Source organism: Shinella oryzae (genome assembly GCF_023038235.1).
GTDB lineage: Bacteria > Pseudomonadota > Alphaproteobacteria > Rhizobiales > Rhizobiaceae > Shinella > Shinella sumterensis.
The window spans coordinates 998,173-1,017,504 of sequence record NZ_CP081987.1 but is presented as its reverse complement, the minus strand read 5'-3'; the positions used below and the strand labels follow the sequence as shown (position 1 = coordinate 1,017,504).

General features: G+C 64.0%; 18 protein-coding genes. 8 read left to right on the top strand and 10 right to left on the bottom strand.

All coding sequences use genetic code 11. From position 1 onward, the window contains the following. Positions 1-24 precede the first annotated feature (24 nt). From K6301_RS05000 to K6301_RS04990, 3 genes are all read right to left on the bottom strand, one after another. Entirely contained in the window at positions 25-1,347 is a 1,323-nt protein-coding gene (locus tag K6301_RS05000; RefSeq protein WP_134649884.1) for a L,D-transpeptidase family protein, read from the bottom strand. A gap of 275 nt (positions 1,348-1,622) precedes the next feature. Further along, positions 1,623-2,135, bottom strand: a complete 513-nt coding sequence (gene ldtR / locus K6301_RS04995) for a transcriptional regulator LdtR (protein ID WP_247219649.1) — start codon at positions 2,133-2,135, stop codon at positions 1,623-1,625. Between the two features lie 130 nt (positions 2,136-2,265). Then, a complete protein-coding gene (locus K6301_RS04990) occupies positions 2,266-2,736 on the bottom strand; it encodes a DUF6163 family protein (RefSeq protein WP_329959091.1) in 471 nt (156 codons plus the stop codon). Between the two features lie 126 nt (positions 2,737-2,862). On the opposite strand from K6301_RS04990, the gene hemB reads away from it, so the two are divergent. The 6 genes from hemB to K6301_RS04960 all read left to right on the top strand — a co-directional run bounded on the left by hemB (position 2,863) and on the right by K6301_RS04960 (position 7,051). Next, positions 2,863-3,879, top strand: a complete 1,017-nt coding sequence (gene hemB / locus K6301_RS04985; protein ID WP_247219648.1) for a porphobilinogen synthase — start codon at positions 2,863-2,865, stop codon at positions 3,877-3,879. Between the two features lie 235 nt (positions 3,880-4,114). Then, on the top strand, positions 4,115-4,579 hold the full coding sequence (locus K6301_RS04980) for an RDD family protein (protein WP_247219646.1): 465 nt from the start codon (positions 4,115-4,117) through the stop codon (positions 4,577-4,579). A gap of 105 nt (positions 4,580-4,684) precedes the next feature. Next, positions 4,685-5,449, top strand: a complete 765-nt coding sequence (locus K6301_RS04975) for an arginyltransferase (RefSeq protein ID WP_247219645.1) — start codon at positions 4,685-4,687, stop codon at positions 5,447-5,449. A gap of 18 nt (positions 5,450-5,467) precedes the next feature. Further along, positions 5,468-6,385, top strand: coding sequence for a DMT family transporter (locus K6301_RS04970; protein WP_247219644.1), 918 nt, complete (start codon positions 5,468-5,470; stop codon positions 6,383-6,385). A gap of 55 nt (positions 6,386-6,440) precedes the next feature. Continuing rightward, the gene (locus K6301_RS04965) at positions 6,441-6,662 is read left to right on the top strand and encodes an AbrB/MazE/SpoVT family DNA-binding domain-containing protein (RefSeq protein WP_247219642.1); all 222 of its coding nucleotides are present in this window, start codon (positions 6,441-6,443) and stop codon (positions 6,660-6,662) included. Then, the gene (locus K6301_RS04960) at positions 6,659-7,051 is read left to right on the top strand and encodes a type II toxin-antitoxin system death-on-curing family toxin (protein WP_247219641.1); all 393 of its coding nucleotides are present in this window, start codon (positions 6,659-6,661) and stop codon (positions 7,049-7,051) included. Before K6301_RS04965 ends, K6301_RS04960 begins: the two co-directional genes overlap by 4 nt. Here the strand turns inward: K6301_RS04960 and parC are convergent, their stop codons facing one another. After that, positions 7,052-9,304 (bottom strand): DNA topoisomerase IV subunit A, encoded by a 2,253-nt coding sequence (parC, locus tag K6301_RS04955; protein ID WP_247219640.1) that lies wholly within the window; start codon positions 9,302-9,304, stop codon positions 7,052-7,054. A 210-nt stretch (positions 9,305-9,514) separates the two neighbouring features. Between parC and K6301_RS04950 the strand changes: the two genes are divergently transcribed. After that, a complete protein-coding gene (locus tag K6301_RS04950; RefSeq protein ID WP_247219639.1) occupies positions 9,515-10,705 on the top strand; it encodes a hypothetical protein in 1,191 nt (396 codons plus the stop codon). Positions 10,706-10,782: 77 nt separating this feature from the next. Here the strand turns inward: K6301_RS04950 and creD are convergent, their stop codons facing one another. The 6 genes from creD to K6301_RS04920 all read right to left on the bottom strand — a co-directional run bounded on the left by creD (position 10,783) and on the right by K6301_RS04920 (position 18,399). Continuing rightward, positions 10,783-12,213 (bottom strand): cell envelope integrity protein CreD, encoded by a 1,431-nt coding sequence (gene creD, locus K6301_RS04945; RefSeq protein WP_247219638.1) that lies wholly within the window; start codon positions 12,211-12,213, stop codon positions 10,783-10,785. A gap of 173 nt (positions 12,214-12,386) precedes the next feature. After that, positions 12,387-12,716, bottom strand: a complete 330-nt coding sequence (locus K6301_RS04940; RefSeq protein ID WP_247219637.1) for a DUF1236 domain-containing protein — start codon at positions 12,714-12,716, stop codon at positions 12,387-12,389. Between the two features lie 90 nt (positions 12,717-12,806). Beyond that, entirely contained in the window at positions 12,807-14,597 is a 1,791-nt protein-coding gene (gene aspS, locus K6301_RS04935; RefSeq protein ID WP_247219636.1) for an aspartate--tRNA ligase, read from the bottom strand. A gap of 198 nt (positions 14,598-14,795) precedes the next feature. Continuing rightward, positions 14,796-15,110 (bottom strand): hypothetical protein, encoded by a 315-nt coding sequence (locus K6301_RS04930; RefSeq protein WP_247219635.1) that lies wholly within the window; start codon positions 15,108-15,110, stop codon positions 14,796-14,798. A 503-nt stretch (positions 15,111-15,613) separates the two neighbouring features. Then, entirely contained in the window at positions 15,614-16,213 is a 600-nt protein-coding gene (locus K6301_RS04925) for an NUDIX domain-containing protein (protein ID WP_247219634.1), read from the bottom strand. A gap of 26 nt (positions 16,214-16,239) precedes the next feature. Next, positions 16,240-18,399: a molybdopterin-containing oxidoreductase family protein gene (locus K6301_RS04920; RefSeq protein WP_425475371.1), complete on the bottom strand. Its 2,160-nt coding sequence runs from the start codon at positions 18,397-18,399 to the stop codon at positions 16,240-16,242. A 56-nt stretch (positions 18,400-18,455) separates the two neighbouring features. On the opposite strand from K6301_RS04920, the gene K6301_RS04915 reads away from it, so the two are divergent. After that, positions 18,456-19,316 carry a 23S rRNA (adenine(2030)-N(6))-methyltransferase RlmJ gene (locus K6301_RS04915; protein WP_247219632.1) on the top strand — a complete coding sequence of 287 codons (861 nt, stop codon included), beginning with the start codon at positions 18,456-18,458 and terminating at the stop codon, positions 19,314-19,316. Positions 19,317-19,332 lie beyond the last annotated feature (16 nt).

The following is a 19,332-nucleotide window of genomic DNA, read 5'->3' as shown; positions in this document are numbered from 1 at the left end:
TTCGACGGTCTGGAGCCGATTGCCTTATTGCGGCAGCAGATTGCTCTCGACGGACTGGCCGCCTTCCTGGTTGTAGCCGGTCTGGAGCGCCAGTTCCGTGGCGCCGTCCATCTGGTAGATGTCGTCGCGGAACTGCACGACGCGGTCGCGGGCCGACCATGCGGAGATGTAGACGAAGTAGACCGGCACCTCGGTCGCCAGCCGGATCGGCGAGCTGACACGGGAGTTGATGACCTGCTCGATCTTCTCGCGCGACCAGCCGGGCGTGTCGCGCAGCAGCCAGGTCGTCAGGTCGCGTACGTTCTGCACGCGCACGCAGCCGGAGGATTCGAAGCGCATCAGCTTGTTGAACAGGCCCTGCTGGGGCGTGTCGTGCATGTATTCGTTGTTCGGGTTGTGGAAGTTGATCTTCGTCGAGGACATGGCGTTGATCTTGCCCGGGTCCTGGCGGAACATCAGGTTCGGCGCCTTCTCGGCGTTCCAGTCCACGGTTTCCGGCGCCACTTCCTGGCCCTTGCCGTCGATGAGGCGGATGTTGTTGCGCGCCAGATAGGTCGGGTCCTGACGCATCAGCGGCACGATGTCCTTTTCGATGATCGAGCGGGGCGCCGTCCAGTAGGGGTTGAGGATGACCTCATAGATCTTGGAATTGATGATGTGGGTCGGTCGGCTCATGCGGCCGACCACGGCAACGTGGCGTGAGGCCACGCGACCGCCTTCCACCGCCTCGATATAGGCGGCCGGGATGTTCACCATGACATAGCGCTGGCCGAGGTCGCCCGACATGGTCTGCAGGCGCACAAGGTTGGTGTTCAGCTGGCTGAGGCGGGTCGTGGCGGGCACGTTCATGGCCTTCAGCGTGTATTCGCCGAGAACGCCGTCCTGCGGCAGGCCGTGGCGGGCCTGGAAACGCTTGACCGCGCCATCGACGTAGGAATCGAAGGAGTCCGAGATGCCGGCGGCCCGCGGCAGGTCGCCCGAGATGATCAGGCGCTGGCGAAGCGCCTGCACGCCGGAATCGACGACGCCGATCTGCAGCTTCTGGGACGAATTGACCTGCGGCCAGCCGCCGTTCGAGACGATCTGCTGGTAATCGGAAATCGCCTGCTGGATGTTCGGGACCGAACCCGAGCCCAGGATGGGATTGTTGGACTGGACGGCCGCGGATGCACGCGAGGCCTGCGCATCGAACTGGTCGTCCCAGTTGCCGCGGCGCGGTGCATTCAGGACATCGTCAAGCGCCGTCTGGGCCAGAGCCGGGCCGGCAACGGCGGCGGCGCCGAAGGTTGCGGCGGAGCGCAGAAAAGCGCGGCGCGAGAACACATCAGTTTCGGTTTTGCGAGACATCTATCCTACCATCTCCTGAGACGCCGTTCAAAGCGGCGGGCGCGCGGGCACGTGAACCGCGGTTCATACCCGATGCAGCTATCACGAACAGGGTTAACAAACGCAAACCGGCCGTGCCGCCCGCGCATACCTTAAGCCCAGCGTCCGGGTGTCACAGCAATATGGCCGATTCGTGTCTCGAAGGGTCGTACAGCGCCTTGCACGAAAACGTGAAAAGCCGGACGCGCAGGGAACGCGGCCGGCTTTTGAGGAGGAGGTCGAGACGGCGGTCGCGCTTACAGGCGGTACAGGATCGAGTCGTTCCAGAAGCGGTCGAGACGCTGGAGCAGCTTGTTCATCTGGTTGAACTCACCCTCGCCGATGCCGCCGACCTTCTGGATCGAGCCGATATGGCGCTCGTAGAGCTTTGCGACGGTTTCGGCGATTTCCTGGCCGCTTTCCGTCAGGCTGATGCGGACCGAGCGACGGTCGATGCGCGAGCGCTGGTGGTTGATGAAGCCGAGATCGACCAGCTTCTTGACGTTGTAGGAAACGTTCGAGCCGAGATAGTAACCGCGCGAGCGCAGCTCGCCGGCGGTCAGTTCCGAGTTGCCGATGTTGAAGAGTAGCAGCGCCTGGACGGCGTTGACATCGGAGCGACCGGCACGGTCGAACTCGTCCTTGATCACATCGAGCAGACGGCGGTGCAGGCGCTCGACGAGGTGGAGGGATTCCAGATAGAGGTTGCGGATCGCATCTTCCTGCTGATCGACGACCGGGGCCTGCTGGGGCTTCATCTTCGTGTTCATTGTTACTGCCTCACTGTTTTGTTTGGCGGTGTGGTTTGTTTTCCCGCCTTGAGTGAGAACCTAACGAATGCATCTAAAATTCTACTTAAACCGCAGCCTTAACAGCGCCTTACCAGAGGCCGATGCTGTCTCACGGTGAATCAGTTCTTACCGTGCGGGCCTGACGGCGGCGCTGGAGGAAGAGCGCGGCGTGGAAAATCAGGAAGGTTGCGGCCACCGCAACATGCGCGAAGACCAGCAGCCGGTTGATGCCGAAGACGGAAGGAAAGACCTCGTGCATGGCGATCTCGGTGGCCGCCGCGATGAGCCAGATTACCGGCCCCCAGGAGACGAGAAGCCACAGGCCGACGGCGGCGACGGGAAACAGAACGGCGAGCGCGGTCGCGGCGGCCTTCCATGCCGGCGGCAGCAGGTCGAAGCGCCCTGCCCCGCCGAGCGAGAGGCCGGTCAGCATGGCCCAGTACTGAAGCGCGAACCAAAGAGACGTCACCGCCACGAGCCGCAGGAACAGCACGAACAGCGTTTCGGTCAGGCTTGGCCTCAGGCCCTTGGCAGAATCAGCGAGCATGCGGCCGACAGTAAGGGCAAGGTTTGTCCGCATAAAGAGCGCCCCGGCATTTTGCGCCGCGCATGGCCATATGCCGCAGCCCTCCCGATCGCTCGTGATTTGATTGACGGGGCCGGCGTGATAAGGAGCGGAAAACACATCCAGCAAGGAAGCGGTATCATGACCGGCAGCAGAAACATCGTCGACGAGATCACCGGGCACCGCCGCATGCGGCGCAACCGGAAGGCCGATTGGACGAGACGGCTGGTGCAGGAAAACCGCCTGACGGTCGATGATCTCATCTGGCCCGCCTTCGTCGTGCCCGGCACCAATGTCGTCGATCCCATCGCCGCCATGCCGGGCGTCAACCGGATGAGTATCGACAAACTGGTCGAGGCGGCGAAGGAAGCGGCCGATCTCGGCATTCCGGCGATCGCTACCTTCCCCAATATCGACATGGCGCTGCGCGACGAAACCGGTTCCCACTGTCTTGCCGCAAACAATCTCATCAACGAGGCGACCCGCGCCATCAAGCAGGCCGTGCCCAATATCGGCGTCATTACCGATGTCGCGCTCGATCCCTTCACCAGCCACGGTCATGACGGCGTGCTGCGCGGCGATGTCATCGTCAACGACGAGACGGTCGAACTGGTCGCCAGGGCGGCGGTCATCCAGGCCGATGCCGGTTCCGACATCATCGCGCCGTCGGAAATGATGGACGGGCGCATCGGCGTGATCCGCCGCGCGCTGGACGAGGCCGGGCATCAGAATGTCGGCATCATGGCTTATGCCACCAAATTCGCCTCCGCCTTCTACGGCCCGTACCGCGACGCCATCGGCACCGGCGGCCTGCTGAAGGGCGACAAGAAGACCTATTACATCGATCCGGCTAACGGCACCGAGGCGATCCGCGATGCCGCGCTCGATGTCGAGGAAGGTGCCGACACGCTCATGGTCAAGCCCGGCCTGCCCTATCTCGACATCTGTTGGCGCATGAAGGAAGCCTTCGGGCTTCCCGTCTTCGCCTATCAGGTCTCGGGCGAATACAGCCAGATCAAGGCCGCCGCGCTGAACGGCTGGATCGACGGCGAGCGCGTGATGCTCGAAACCCTGCTCGCCTTCAAGCGCGCCGGCTGCGACGGCATCCTCAGCTATTTCGCCATGGATGTCGCGCGGCATCTCGCGAAGCGGGGGTAGCGGCCGGGGCACCCCCCTCTGCCCTGCCGGGCATCTCCCCCACGGGGGGGGAGATTGAACCGTGGCACCGTGTTGCCCTTCTCCTGCGTGCTGGTGAAGCGACGATCCCGCTTCTTGCCGATCTCCCCCCTTGTGGGGGAGATGCCCGGCAGGGCAGAGGGGGGTCGCCCGCACCCGTTGTTTTCCGCGCAAAAATTCCCATATCTGGATCATGTTCCATTCGGGAGACAGGCAGATGAGCGCTGATTTCAACGAAACGCGGGTTCCGACGACGGACTGGCAGGCCTATCGCGGCGTGCTGTCGCGGCGTATCTTCGCTTTTCTGATCGACTACGCGATCATCGCGCTGCTTTGGGTTCCTGCTGCCGTGGTGGTCTTCTTCCTCGGCATCCTGACGCTCGGCCTCGGCTTCTTCCTCTATCCGGCGCTGTTCACCATCGTCGCGCTGTTCTATTTCGGCTTCACGATGGGCGGGCCGAGCCAAGCCAGTGCGGGCATGAACGCCATGGGCCTCATGCTGGCCCGGACGGATGGCCGTCCGATCGATTTCCTGACGGCTGTCGTGCATCTCGTCCTGTTCTGGATCGGCAATGTGGTGCTGACGCCCTTCATCGTGCTTGTCGGCCTCTTCACCGATCGCGGCCGCCTGCTGCACGACCTTCTTCTCGGCACGGTGGTGGTTCGCCGCGATCGTTATTGAGGGGACGAGAACACACGGACGAAATCCGCCAGTTGACCTTTTCCTGAACTAGGCCATGGTATTGGCATAGAAGTGTCACAGAGCGACGGGTACGCCTTACGGCCGATGAACACGCACGCAACATCCTCCCCGCAATTCTATCTCACCGCGCCGGCGGCTTGCCCCTATCTGCCGCAGGAGATGGAGCGGAAGGTGTTTACCCATCTGGTGGGTGAGCGCGCGCCGGAGTTGAACGATCTCCTCACCCAGGGTGGCTTCCGCCGCTCGCAGAACATCGCTTACCGCCCGGCCTGCGAAAGCTGCCGGGCGTGCATCTCCGTGCGCATCCTCGTCAACGAGTTCGAGCCGCGCCGCACCATGCGGCGTGTGCTGGCCGCCAATGCCGATCTCGTCTCGCGCGATTACCCCGCCGAACCCTCCAGCGAGCAGTATTCGCTGTTCCGCGGTTATCTCGATGCCCGCCACCAGAAGGGCGGCATGTCCGACATGTCGGTTCTCGACTATGCGATGATGGTGGAGGACACCCACGTCAACACGCGCATCATCGAATATCGTCTGCGCGAGGAAGGCGCGGGCCTCAAGGAGCGTCCGCAGGGCGAACTGCTGGCCGTCGCGCTCACCGACCGCATGGGCGACGGCCTTTCCATGGTCTATTCCTTCTACGATACCGAGCGGGCCGATCGCTCGCTCGGCACCTTCATGATCCTCGACCATATCAGGCGCGCCAAGGCGCTCGGCCTGCCGCATGTCTATCTCGGCTATTGGGTCAAGGGATCGCGCAAAATGGACTATAAAACAAAGTTTTTGCCGCAAGAGCACCTGATGCCGCGCGGATGGGAGCGCTATGATGGGAATAGTGCAGCTTCGTAGTCGATTCCCGGTCCCGCCTTGCCCCATACGAACGATCCCGCCCTTCACCGCAAGGGTCTTCTGATAACCGCCATCGGCGGTCTCGCCCTCTCTTTTGACATCCCGCTGATCCGTGCTGCCCATGGCGAGTTCTGGTCGATGGTCGTCGTCCGTAACGTGGCGGTGTTCGGGATGGCGCTCGTCCTGTGGGCCGGCCTGAATTTCGTGCTGCGCCGCAGGACCGTTCTGGTGCCCGGCCGCGTCGGCCTCCTGATCGCGTTGTTCTACGGCATCAACGGCATGACCTTCATGCTGGCGGTGTTCAACACCACCACTGCCAATGTGGTTTTCATCCTCGCCTTCACCTCGATGTTCGCGGCGATCCTTTCCTGGATTTTCCTCGGCGAGCGTCCGTCCAATGCGACGCTCCTCACCATGGCCGCCATGGGCGGTGGCGTTCTGCTGATCGTTCATGACGGGCTTTCCAGCGGAAACGTCTTCGGCGACGCGATGGCGGCCTGTTCCGCCTTCCTGCTTGCGGCATCGTTGACGCTCAGCCGCAAAAGCGGCGCGGAAATGGGCTTCGTTCCTTTGGTCGCCACCCTGCTGCCGGGCGTTCTCGCGGTGTTTTTGCTGCCGCCCGGCGGCCTTATCGTCGCGGAACCGTTCTATATCCTGCTCAACGGCCTCGTCGTGCTGCCCCTCGCCTTCTGGTGCCTCGCCACCGGCCCGCGCTACCTCTCGGCGCCGGAAGTCGGCATGTTCTATCTGGTGGAGACGGTGCTGGCACCCGTCTGGGTGTGGATCGCCTTCTCCGAAACGCCCACGACGCAGACGCTGATTGGCGGGGCCATTCTGATCCTCGCCCTGCTTGGCCACTCGCTATGGCAGATGCGCTCCAAATCCCGCGCCGCACGAGCAAGCGGCGTGGCAGTGGAGTTCCCCCTCACGCACTGATCCTTGAGACTGGCCGGGGCGCATGTTATAACCTGGTTATAACGGAGCCAAAGCCATGAACATCACCATCCGCAAGATCGGCAATTCGGAAGGCATCATCATCCCCAAGGACGTCCTCGACCGCATGGGCGTCAAGGCGGGGGACGAGATCGTGCTGCACGAAGAGAACGGTGAAATCAAACTCTCCGCGCAGAACGCAGACCTTGCGGAGCAGCTCAAGGCGGCGCGGATGGGCATGGAGAAATACCGCGTCGCCCTGCGTGAACTCGCCAAATGAGCACGATCAAATGGCTTTCCCGCCAAGCCGTCGAGATCATGCACCAGGAGCAATTGCTCGAGCATGGCGGACTGAGCGGCCTAAAGGACGAGAATGCCCTGGAAGCAGCGCTCGCACGGCCGCTCAACAAGTCCGCCTACGGCGATCCTGATATCTTCGAATTGGCCGCGGCGTACCTCTATGGCCTCGTCCGCAACTACCCGTTCTCCGATGGCAACAAGCGCACGGGGTTTCTCGCCGCCTTCACGTTCCTGCTGCTGAACGGATTCCTGATCGAGGCTTCGCAAGCCGATATCATCGCCTTCGTCCTCGCCGTCGCGGCAGGCGAGATCGATGAAGAGGGCGCGACGCGGTTTTTGCGCGACGTCAGCGTCCCCTATCCCGGATGATCAGCCGCTGAACCTGCCGCTGCGGGGGAAGCCCTTCGGCACGGTTCGGCCGGCAGTGGCGCGGTCGCCCAGCCATTCGGCCAGCTCGTCCTTGTTGCGCACGAAGTTGCGGCCGGCGCTGTCGTCCCAGGACAGGCCCTCCTCTATCGCAAAGCAGCGGATGTCGGAGACGCCGCCGTCCTTGTAGCGCTGCAGGCGCACACCCTTGCCGCGCGACATCTCGGGCAGTTGCGACAGCGGGAAGACCAGCATCTTGCGGTTTTCGCCGACGACGGCCACATGATCGCCGCGCACCGGCACGACGAGCTTGGCCTCGTCGGGCATGCCGACATTCATCACCTGCTTGCCCTTGCGGGTGTTGGCGACCATCTCGGTCTCGGAGACGATGAACCCGTTGCCGGCCTGCGAGGCGACGATGACCTTGCGCGCGGGATCGTGCACGAAGGCCGTCAGCACGTCCTGATCGTTTTCCATGTCGACCATGATGCGCAGCGGTTCGCCATGGCCACGCCCGCCCGGCAGCTTATCGGCGCCGAGCGTGAAGACCTTGCCGCCCGTCGTCATGATCAGAACCTTGTCCGTGGTCTGTGCGGGGAAGGCCACCTTCAGCGCGTCGCCTTCCTTGAACTGGAGGCCGGACGTATCGGCGATGTGCCCCTTCAAAGCGCGCACCCAGCCCTTCTCAGAGATGACGACCGTGACCGGCTCCTTCTCGATCATGGCCTGCTGGATGGCCTCGATATCGGCGTCGGGGGCGCTTGCGAACTGCGTGCGGCGGCGGCCGAGTTCGGTCGCCTTGGCGAATTTCTTGCGGACCTCGCCGATCTCCCAGGCGACGGTCTGCCACTGCTTCTCGTCGGAGGCGAGCAGCGCCTCGATCTCCGCCTTCTCCTTCGACAGCGTGTCGAACTCGGTGCGGATCTCAAACTCCTCAAGCTTGCGCAGCGAGCGCAGGCGCATATTGAGGATCGCTTCGGCCTGCACGTCCGTCAGCGAGAAGGTCTCCATGAGAGACGTCTTCGGCTCGTCCTCCTCGCGGATGATCCGGATCACCTCGTCGAGGTTGAGATAGGCGATCAGGTAACCGCCGAGGATTTCCAGCCGGCGGTCGATGGCGGCCAGGCGGAAGCGCGAACGGCGCTGGAGCACGTCGCGTCGATGATCGAGCCACTCGACGAGAACGTCCTTCAGGCCCATGACCTTCGGCACGCGCCCCATCGACAGCACGTTCATGTTGAGCGGGATGCGGCTTTCCAGCTCGGACAGCTTGAAAAGCGATTCCATCAGGATCGTCGGATCGACGGTGCGGCTCTTGGGCACCAGCACGATGCGCACGTCTTCCGCCGATTCGTCGCGGATGTCTTCCAGGAGCGGCAGCTTGCGGGCGATCAGCAGTTCGGCGATCTTCTCGATCAGGCGCGACTTCTGTACCTGATAGGGAATTTCGGTGATGACGATCTGGTAGCCGCCGCGGCCAAGATCCTCGGTCTCCCACTTGGAGCGCACGCGGAAACTGCCGCGGCCTGTCCTGTAGGCCTCGATGATGCTCTCGCGGCTGTCGATGATGACGCCGCCCGTCGGCAGGTCCGGGCCCTGCACGAATTCGACCAGCTTCTCGACATCGGCATCGCGGTTGCGGATCAGGTGAAGTGCTGCGTCGCACAGTTCGTGCACGTTGTGCGAGGGAATGGACGTCGCCATGCCGACCGCGATGCCGGACGAACCGTTCGCCAGGAGATTCGGGAAGGCGCCCGGCAGCACGACCGGCTCGTCGTCTTCCTCGTTGTAGGTCTTGCGGAAGTCGACCGCATCCTGATCGATGCCCTCGAGCAGCAGCATCGCGACCTCGGTCATGCGCGCTTCGGTGTATCGGTAAGCGGCCGCATTGTCGCCATCGATATTGCCGAAGTTGCCCTGCCCGTCGACGATCGGATAGCGCTGCGAGAAGTCCTGCGCGAGACGCACGAGGGCGTCGTAGACCGACTGGTCGCCGTGCGGGTGGAACTTACCGATGACGTCGCCGACGATACGCGCGCATTTCTTGAAGGAGGAATTGGACCTGAGGCCCATCTCGCTCATGGCATGGATGATACGGCGGTGAACCGGCTTGAGGCCGTCACGCACATCGGGCAGCGCACGCTGCGTGATGGTCGACAGCGCATAGGCTAGGTAGCGCTCTTCAAGCGCCGCCTTGAGGTCAATAGGCTGGATGTGGTCGTCTCCGCCATCAGGCGGCAAAGCGTTTTGTCCCATGGGTCTTGACTAACCTTCATACCGATTCGCGGCAAGGAATCCGGGCGATCCGCCTGTGGATAGCGCTTTGTAAAGGCTGTTGGTGAAATCGCCGCGGGACACAAGAAATACATGGAAAGTTGCAAACAGCCGAATATAGTCGCCCCGCCGCTCGTCTAGAGGGCGGTACGGCAAGGCAGCCGTTCAGAAAACCAGAAAGAGAGCCAATCAATGATGCGCACCTCCCACTTCCGCAGCCTTCTTGCAGGCGCCGCGCTCGCCACCCTGGCAAGCCCCGCTTTCGCGCTTGACGGTGCGGACCTGATGACCAAGCTGAACGCCACCTATGCCACCAGCGGCGTTTCTGTCGGTTACTCGAATGTTGCCGTCGACGGCTCCACCGTGACGCTGGAAGGCACTGAACTGAAGGCCACCGGCACCGACACCCCGATCAAGCTCGGCACCGTCACCATGGAAGGCGTCGAAGAAGACGGCGACGGCGGCTACACGATCGAAACCATCGGCTTCGAAGACGTCAACGTCACCGAAGCAGAATCCACCGTCTCGGCGAAGGACCTCGCCCTCAACGGCGTGGTCGTGCCCGGCAAGATCGTTCCCGGCACGCTGGAATCGCTGCTGATGTACGAATCCGCCACCGCCGGCCCGATCAGCGTCAGTGCCAAGGGCAAGGAAGTGTTCTCCCTGTCCGGCATGGAGACCAACATCACCCGCATGGACAATGATGCGGGCCTGGAATTCGACGCCAAGCTCTCCGACCTCAAGGCGGACCTGACGAGTGTCGAAGACCCCAAGGCGAAGGACACGCTCAACAAGCTCGGCATCCAGACGCTGGAAGGCGAAGTCTCGATGGCCGGCAACTGGGAACTGGCCAGCGGCAAGCTCGCCGTCGACGAATATGCCTTCGACTTCAAGGATATCGGCCGCCTGAACCTGCAGCTCGCCTTCTCGGGCTACACGCTCGACTTCATCAAGAACATGCAGGAAGCGCTCAAGGCCGCCGAAGCCAATCCGAACAAGGAAGAAGCCAACGCCGCCATGGGCATGGCCATGATGGGCCTCGTCCAGCAGCTGACCTTCAACAACGCCACCATCTCCTTCGAAGACGCCTCGATCACCAAGAAGCTGCTCGACTACGCCGGCAGCGAACAGGGTGTCACGGGCGACCAGATGGCACAGTCGCTGAAGGGCCTGGTTCCGATCATGATCGCGCAGCTCAACATGCCCGACCTGCAGAACCAGATCTCGGCTGCCGTCAACACCTACCTGGACGACCCGAAGAGCATCAAGATCAGCGCCGAGCCGAAGGAGCCGGTGCCGTTCCCGATGATCATGGGCGCCGCCATGGGTGCGCCGCAGACCATTCCGCAGGTCCTCGGCGTCACCGTCACGGCCAACGAATAAGGCCCGCCTTTCGGCGTTTCGCCTGACATGGAAGGCCCGGAGCATTGCTCCGGGCCTTTTGCGTTCCAGGCCTCGCATCAGGGCTGCGCCGGGACGTCGCGTCCCGACCAGTCCACCCGGCGCGTCGCATACATGGTCGCGGCAATGGCGATGAAGGAGATGATCGCACCGGCCAGCAAGGCATATTCATCCTCGCGCAGCACCAGATACATGATGCCGTAGGCGGCGAGCAGAACCGTGCCGAGGGCCACGCCGTTCCTGCGGCTTGCCGTCGCGCTGCCGAGATAGGCGGAAATGAGGAGCGTCGTGGCGATGGCGGCGATGGCGTAAGCGAGCGTGAAGCCCGTATGCTCGGCCAGCGCCAGCAGCAGCACGTAGAAGACGATGAGCGCGAGGCCCGTCAGCACATACTGGATCCAGTGCACCATGCGCCCGCCTTTCAGCTCCACGACGAAGACGGCGAGGAAGACGAGCGAGATGAAGCCGATGGAGTATTTCAGCGTGCGCGAGACGACCTGGTAGAACTGCACGGGCTCCACGAGGTTGATGCTCATCAGGCTCTCCGACAAGGGCAGCATGGAACCCGACACGGCCTTGTCTATGCCGCGCGCGAGATAGGGGATCGTCCACGTCGCGGTGAAGTCCTTGTCGGTGATGGTCTTCTTCTCCGGCAGGAATAGCCCTTCGAAGCCGGGATGCGGCCAGTTCGCCTTCGCCTGGAAGCTCGTCGTCTGCCCGGCGGGCGCCGCGGCGAAGCTGCGCGAGCCGTTCAGCGACAAGGCGATGTCGAAGGCAAACCCCTTTTCGATCAGCGCCCGGTCGATCGGGCGGTGGACGCCGGCATTCGATTGCGACCTGCCGTAATCCATCGTGCCGGCCACGCCCATCGCGGAAATCTGCCGCATGCCGGGATCGAACGGAAGAACCGGACCATTGTCGATCTTCACGCCGGCATCGGAGCGGATACCGGTGATGTCGTTGATGTTGAGCACGAGGATGGCGCGGGTGAAATCCGGCGTGCCGTCGAACCGGGCGAGATCCTGCAGGATGCCGGCGCCGAAGCGGCCCTTGAGCGTGAGGGCGCCGTTATAGACCGGCAGCGTGTAGATCGAGAGGCGGCGCTCTTCCGCCTTAAGGTCGGCCGTCACATCCAGCGTTTCGGGCATGACGAGCGCCCATTCCGTGACCCTTTCGACCAGGGTGCGGCCATCCACCTCCCGGCTGCGCATGACGTCGAACGGTACGGCGATATAGGGGCCGTTGACCGCCTGGTCCCCGCCCCAGCCGTGGGAAATGCGATTGGAAACCTCCCTCGCCCGGTCGGCACGCTCTTCGGTGAGGCCCCAGACGAGGAGCAGTGGCACGAGAAGCGCCACCGAAATGACGCCGATCATGATGAACTTGACGCCGGGCGAGCGCAGCAAGGTGCCGAGATTGCCGCGCGGCTCCGCATAAGGCAGCGGCCGGGGTGGTGTGGAAGCAGGATCGTCGGAATGCGGTTCGGTCATGGAAGTCCCTCCAGTCGTTGTTCGCCATTATAGGCGCGCTCACGCTAGGGGTGCATTTCGACCGATTGTTCGCGGAGTTGGGATCGAGTGACGGCGAATTCGCGGCATTGTCGCGCTGCGGTCACAGACAGCGGAAACCCGGCGCAGGTGCCGGGTTTCCAGTGGGTGTAGGCTTATTCGAGGACCTGGACCACGGTGCGGGTCTGCGGATCGACGATCACGCGGCGCTCGTTGACCACGGTGTAGCCGTAATCGGTGTAGCCATCGACCGGATAGATTTCGACGGTCTCGGGAATGACGCGGCCTTCGAGGACATCGCCCTCATAGGTCACGGACGGCACCTGCTGTTCCAGGACGTAGGTGCGCACGCCGCCGGGGACCACGACCGTCGATTCGGTCATGACCGGATCGGTCTCATGGATGATGACCGTATCCTGGGCATAGGCCGTTGCGGACAGCGAAAGAAAAGCAGCCGCGCCGGCGAGAATGAGCTTGCTGGTCATGTTCGTTCTCCTTTGTCGATGGCAGAAGAACGGTCATGAGGCCGAAGGGTTCCCTCGGGCGGGACGGCGATGCGTCCCGCCCTTGGACAATCAGTCCTTCTTCTGCGACGGCACGACGCGCAATGCCAGTTCGCGAAGCTGCGTCGGCGTTGCCGGCGACGGGGCGTTCATCAGGAGGTCCTGCGCCTGCTGGTTCATCGGGAACAGCGAGATTTCGCGCAGGTTCTTCGCACCGACGAGCAGCATGACGACACGGTCGATACCGAAGGCGCAGCCGCCGTGCGGGGGCGCGCCGTACTGGAACGCGCGGTAGAGGCCGCCGAAGCGCTCTTCCACGTCCTGCTGGCTCAGGCCCACCTTCTCGAAGGCCTTGACCATCAGTTCCGGCGACTGGTTACGGATCGAGCCCGAGGCGATCTCGAAGCCGTTGCAGACGGCGTCGTACTGGTAGGCCTTCAGCTCCAGCGGATCCTTGCTGTCGAAGGCTTCCAGGCCACCCTGCGGCATGGAGAACGGGTTGTGGGCGAAGTCGATCTTCTTTTCGTCCTCGTTGTATTCGTAGAACGGGAAGTCGACGATCCAGCACATTTCGAAGCGGTCGCGATCGACGAGGTTCAGTTCCTCGCCGGCGCGCGTGCGGGCTTCGCCGGCGAACTTGTAGAACTTGGCCGGATCGCCGGCGACGAAGAAGCAGGCATCGCCGTCATCGAGGCCGAGCTGCGTGCGGATGGCTTCCGTGCGCTCCTCGCCGATGTTCTTGGCGAGCGGGCCCGCACCTTCCAGCTTGTCGGCTTCCTTGCGCCAGAAAATGTATCCGAGGCCGGGCTGGCCGGTGGACTGCGCCCAGGCGTTCATGCGGTCGCAGAACGCGCGGCTGCCGCCGGTCTTGGCCGGGATCGCCCAGACCTGGACCTTCGGGTTGGACGCGATCATGTTGGCGAAGACCTTGAAGCCCGAGCCGGCGAAGTGATCGGTGACGGCTTCCATGACGATGGGGTTGCGCAGGTCGGGCTTGTCGGAGCCGTATTTGCGGATCGCTTCGTCATAGGGGATGCGCGGCCATTTCTTGGTGACAGGCTTGCCTTCGGCGAATTCCTCGAAGACGGCCGTCATCATCGGCTCCATCGTTTCCCAGACGTCTTCCTGGGTGACGAAGCTCATTTCGACGTCGAGCTGGTAGAACTCGCCCGGCAGGCGGTCGGCGCGCGGGTCTTCGTCGCGGAAGCACGGCGCGATCTGGAAATAGCGGTCGAAGCCGGCGACCATCAGGAGCTGCTTGTACTGCTGCGGGGCCTGCGGCAGGGCGAAGAACTTGCCCTCATGGATGCGCGACGGCACGAGGAAGTCGCGCGCGCCCTCCGGCGAGGAGGCCGTCAGGATCGGCGTGGTATATTCGGCAAAGCCCGCCTCGCCCATGCCCTTGCGCATGGCCGAGATGATCTGCGTGCGCTTGACGATGTTCTTGTGCAGCGTCTCGCGGCGCAGGTCGATGAAGCGGTACTTCAGGCGGACGTCTTCCGGGTATTCCGGTTCGCCGAAGACCGGCAGCGGCAGTTCCTTGGCGGCCGAGAGAACCTCGATATCCTGCGCGTAGAGTTCGATCTCGCCGGTCGGCATGCCCTTGTTGATGGTGTCTTCCGTGCGCGCCTTGACGAGGCCGTCGATGCGGATGACCCACTCGCCGCGGACCGTCTCGGCCGTCTTGAAGGCCGGGCTATCAGGGTCGGCGACGACCTGGGTGATGCCGTAATGGTCGCGCAGGTCGATGAAGAGCACGCCGCCATGATCTCGCACGCGGTGGACCCAGCCGGAGAGACGGACAGTCTGGCCGACGTCGGACTTGCGGAGGGCGGCGCAGGTGTGGCTGCGGTAACGGTGCATCGTGGTATCCTGAAATGCTGACGGGCCACGCGGGAACATCCCGGCGCGGCCACCCAAGAAAAATCGGGCGGACAAGCGCATGACCCGGCCCGTTTGTCAAGGCTTGGCGGGCCTTGCGACGGCCCGGCAGGGGTTGGAGGGCCTGCCTTGCCGCGGTACCGGACATCGGCGGACAACGCGGCGCGGCGCCCTTCCCGCTCACCCGTCACGCGGCGGCGAATCGAAAGCTGCCATGCCCAGCCGCGCCAGCCTGTCTCCCCAGCACCGCACGGCGGCGCGGAAGGCGGCGGCCGGCGGCGCGTCGAGATCGGTCACGCAGAGCGGCAGGAGAAGCGCCGGCTTGCCCGCGACCGGCCGAAGGGGCCCGAGGCAGATGCCGGCGCGGCGGCAGCGGCGCAGCCCGCACCAGTGGCGCGGGCAGGATGCTGAAAGCGCTGCCAGCCGGCAGAGCGTTTCGTGTTCGAGCGCATGGCTTTCGGGGGCCGGAAGGCTTTCGGTTTGCGATGCGGTCATGGAGACGGCTCCTGCGATAGTGCCCACGCGACGCGTCGCGTCCGTGGTTTGGCTCTCTTCTCAATGGCCCGGGCCAGCCGGGATCGGACGGGGCGCCGGAGCTGCCTCATCTGTAAGTGTGTTTAATGGCACCTTCCGGCACCCCGTTCGGTGTCTTTTGCCCGGCAACTGCGGTTTCTCTGCAAGAACCGGCGCCTTCTCCAGGGCGACCGCTCACCGGCAGGCGCCGGGGCGGTGCGAAAGGCCGGCAAGGCAACACCTTCACGACCAGTCGCCGGTTCCCTTGTGTGCCACACAGGCACGCCCCTGCTGCCAGGAGCCGGGAGGGAAACCATTTCTGCCGGGCCCCTCGCCTGCGACATGCGTCGATATCGACAGACAAGGGCACCGGTCCCGCCTCGCCGGCAACGCACTCCGGTGTATCCGCGGCGGGACACGCGCATTATCGGCCGGCTGCGAAGAGCGGGGACGTTTCGCGATAATATTTTTCGTCGCGGAAGGGCTTAGATATTGAAATCGCTGCGGTTCAGCATGAGCCACTGCAGCATCATGATGGTCTTTGCATCCACGATTCCGCCGGTCGCGACGAGGCCGACAGCCTCCTCGACGGGCATTTCGACGACCTCGATATCCTCGCCTTCATGATCGACGCCGCCGCCCTTGCCGTCGCGCCTGTTGGCATCGATACGGGCGGCAAAGCAGGAGACGCGCTCGGTGAGCGTGCCGGGGCTGGAATACATGTCGAAGACGTGGCGCAGGCCGCTTATGGCATAGCCGGTCTCCTCCATCGCCTCGCGCGCGATGGCGTCTTCCGGGCTGTCATCATCCAGGAGGCCGGCGGGCACTTCCAGCAGGAAGCCGTCCGGATGGCCGCCGAAGAAGGCGCCGGGGCGGAACTGGCGCACCAGCACGACCGAGCGGCGGTCGGGATCGACCAGCAGGATGGCGGCCGCGGCGCCATGATCGTGCACCTCGCGGTCGAGCCGCTCGACGCGGCCATCGGCGCGGGTCTGCTCGACGACGATGGTGCTGAGCCGGATGAAGCGCTTCCACACCGTCTGCTGGTCGACGATGCGGATGGCGGACGAAGCGGGGGCCGTCATGGAAAGTCCTTGCGATGTGTGTGCGGTCATGTCCTGCGCAGCCAGACACGGTTGTCGTGGAAGGCGGCACCGCCGTAGGGCGCGACGGGATCGGCGCCGGTCAGCACATTGATGCCCTCACCGTCCAGGTGGGCGGAATTCGGCCAGATGCCCTCGGCGATCAGCACGCCGGGCTTGACGGCATCCGTGACCTTCGCATGCAGGCGGATATCGCCGCGTGCGTTGCCGAGCTGCACGACATCGCCTTCCGCGATGGCGTTGGCGCGCGCATCCTCCGGGTGGATCATCACCTCCGGGCGGCCTTCGCGCTCGCGCGAGCTCTTCATTTCCGTGAAGGAGGAATTGAGGAAGGTGCGGGCCGGCGACGTGGCGAGGCGGAACGGGTGTTCGGCATCCGGCGTCTCGATGATCTCGACATGATCAGGGAATTCCGGCAGCGCCTCATGCGGCCCGAAGGCGCCCAGCGCCCTGGGCGGCCGGTTCGGGGCGGGCGTTCCCGTCCAGTCCGGCCGGAAACGGAACCTGCCGTCCGGGAAGCCGAAGCCTTTCACGAAATGCGCCGTCTCGAAATCCGGCTGGCAATCGATCCAATTCTCTTCCTTCAGCCCGTCGAAATCCATGTCGTAGGCGGGCAGCATGCGGGTGATGTGCTCCTGCTCGGTGAGGCCGAAGCCCGGCTTGTCCGCGACGCCCAGGCGCCGGGCCAATTCCTCGATGACGAAGAGATTGGTGCGAACCGTGGCCGGCGGCTCCACCAGCTTGGGGCCGAGCAGGATGTGCTGCTGGCCGCCGCCGCGATAGATATCGTCGTGCTCGACGAACATGGTGGCGGGCAGCACGATATCGGCAAGCTTCGCCGTATCCGTCATGAACTGCTCGTGCACCGCGACGAAGAGGTCGTCGCGCAGGAAGCCTTGCTTCACGAGGCGCTGTTCGGGCGCGACGTTCACGGGATTGGTGTTCTGGATCAGCATGGCCGTGACGGGGCCGCCGTGGCGCAGGGCGACCGCGTCGCCCGTCAGGATGCGGCCGATCTGCGACTGGTCGAGCGCGCGGATATCGGTATCGGCATAGGACAGGCCCATCAGGTCCGACTTGCGCAGGCGGAAGATGCCGGAATTGCTGTGGAAGGCCCCGCCGCCCTCATATTGCCAGGAGCCCAGGACGGTGGCGATGGAAAGCGCCGCATGCATGGCGACCGCGCCGTTGCGGCTGCGGGTGAAGCCGTAGCCGAGACGGAAGAAGCTGCGTTTGGTCTGCCCGACCAGCGCGGCGAAGGCCTCGATCTCGGCGACACCAAGGCCGGTGATGGCGGCGGCCCATTGCGGCGTGCGGGTGGCGAGATGCGCCTCCAGCCCGGCCGGATCGTCGGCATACTTGGCCATATAGGCGCGGTCGGCATAACCATCGCGGAAGGCGACATGCATGACGGCGCAGGCGAGCGCCGCATCCGTGCCGGGGCGCAGCTTGAGCGCCAGGTCGGCCTGCTTCATCGTGGGATTGTCGTAGATATCGATGACGACGATCCTGGCGCCGCGCTCCTTGCGCGCCCTGACCGCGTGGGTCATCACGTTGACCTGCGTGGCAACCGCGTTCGTGCCCCAGATCACCACGCAATCGGAGACTGCCATCTCTCGCGGATCGGGGCCGCGCAGCGCGCCGGCGCCCATCACGAAGCCGGTCCAGGCGGTGTTGGTGCAGATCGAATCGAAGAAGCCGGAATAGCGCTTGGCGTGGCGCAGGCGCTCGATGGAATCGCGCTGCACGAGGCCCATCGTGCCGGCGTAATAATAGGGCCAGACGGCCTCTGCGCCATGGGCCTGCTCGGCCTTGACGAAATTCTCGGCGATCGCGTCGAGCGCGGCATCCCAGGAGATATCGCCCCATTCGCCGCTGCCCTTTTCGCCCTTGCGGACGAGCGGCTTCATCAGCCTGTCGGGATGATAGAGGCGCTCGGCATAGCGGGCGACCTTGGCGCAGATGACGCCGGCCGTGTAGCTGTTGTCGGCGCTGCCCTTGATGCGGCCCATGCGTCCATCCGCGCCGATCTCGACATCGAGCGCGCAGGTGGAGGGACAGTCGTGCGGGCAGGCCGAATGGACGGTCCGCGGTTTTCCGAGATTTGGTGTCGCAACGTTCATGGCTTTTGTATATTGCAGGGCGCGAACGGCCAAAAGGCAAATCATTCTACCATCGCAACAATTCATCGTCGCATCAGAGCGCGTGATCGCGCGGGAACGCCATGAACTATCGCCACGTCTACCATGCCGGCAATTTCGCGGATGTGCTCAAGCACGCCGTGCTCGCGCGCCTCGTCACCTACATGCAGGGCAAGGACAAGGCGTTCCGCGTGCTCGACACCCATGCCGGCGTCGGGTTCTACGACCTCTCCGGCGTCGAGGCGCAGAAAACGGGCGAATGGCGCGACGGCATCGGCCGGCTGCTTGACGGCGACCTGCCGGCGGGTGTGGCCGATATCCTGGCGCCCTATCTCAAGGTCGTTCACGAACTGAATCCGCAAGGCGGGCTAACCTATTATCCCGGCTCGCCAAAACTGGCCCGCATGCTGTTTCGCCCGCAGGACCGGCTCTCGGCCATGGAGCTGCATCCCGACGATTACGAGACGCTGCACCGGCTGTTCGACGGCGACTTCCAGAGCCGCATCACCCATCTCGACGGCTGGCTTTCGCTCGGCGCGCATCTGCCGCCCAAGGAAAAGCGCGGCATCGTGCTGGTCGATCCGCCCTTCGAGATCGAGGGCGAATACGAGCGGCTGGTCGACGGGCTGGAAAAGGCCGTGCGGCGGTTTCCGGGCGGCGTCTACTGCCTTTGGTATCCGCTGAAGAAGGGCGCGCCCATCGCGCAATTCCACGCCGCGCTGAAGGCGACGGGCATTGCCAAGATGCTCTGCGCGGAGCTTTCGGTGAAGAGCGACCGCGAGACGACAGGCCTGACCGGCTCCGGCCTCATCGTCGTCAACCCGCCCTTCACGCTGAAGGCGGAACTCGACGTGCTGCTCCCCTTCCTCAAGGCGCGGCTGGCGCAGGACCGCTTCGCCTCGGCGCGGTCGTTCTGGCTCGCCGGCGAGAACAAGGCCTCTTGACCTTTGGCACGCGGCG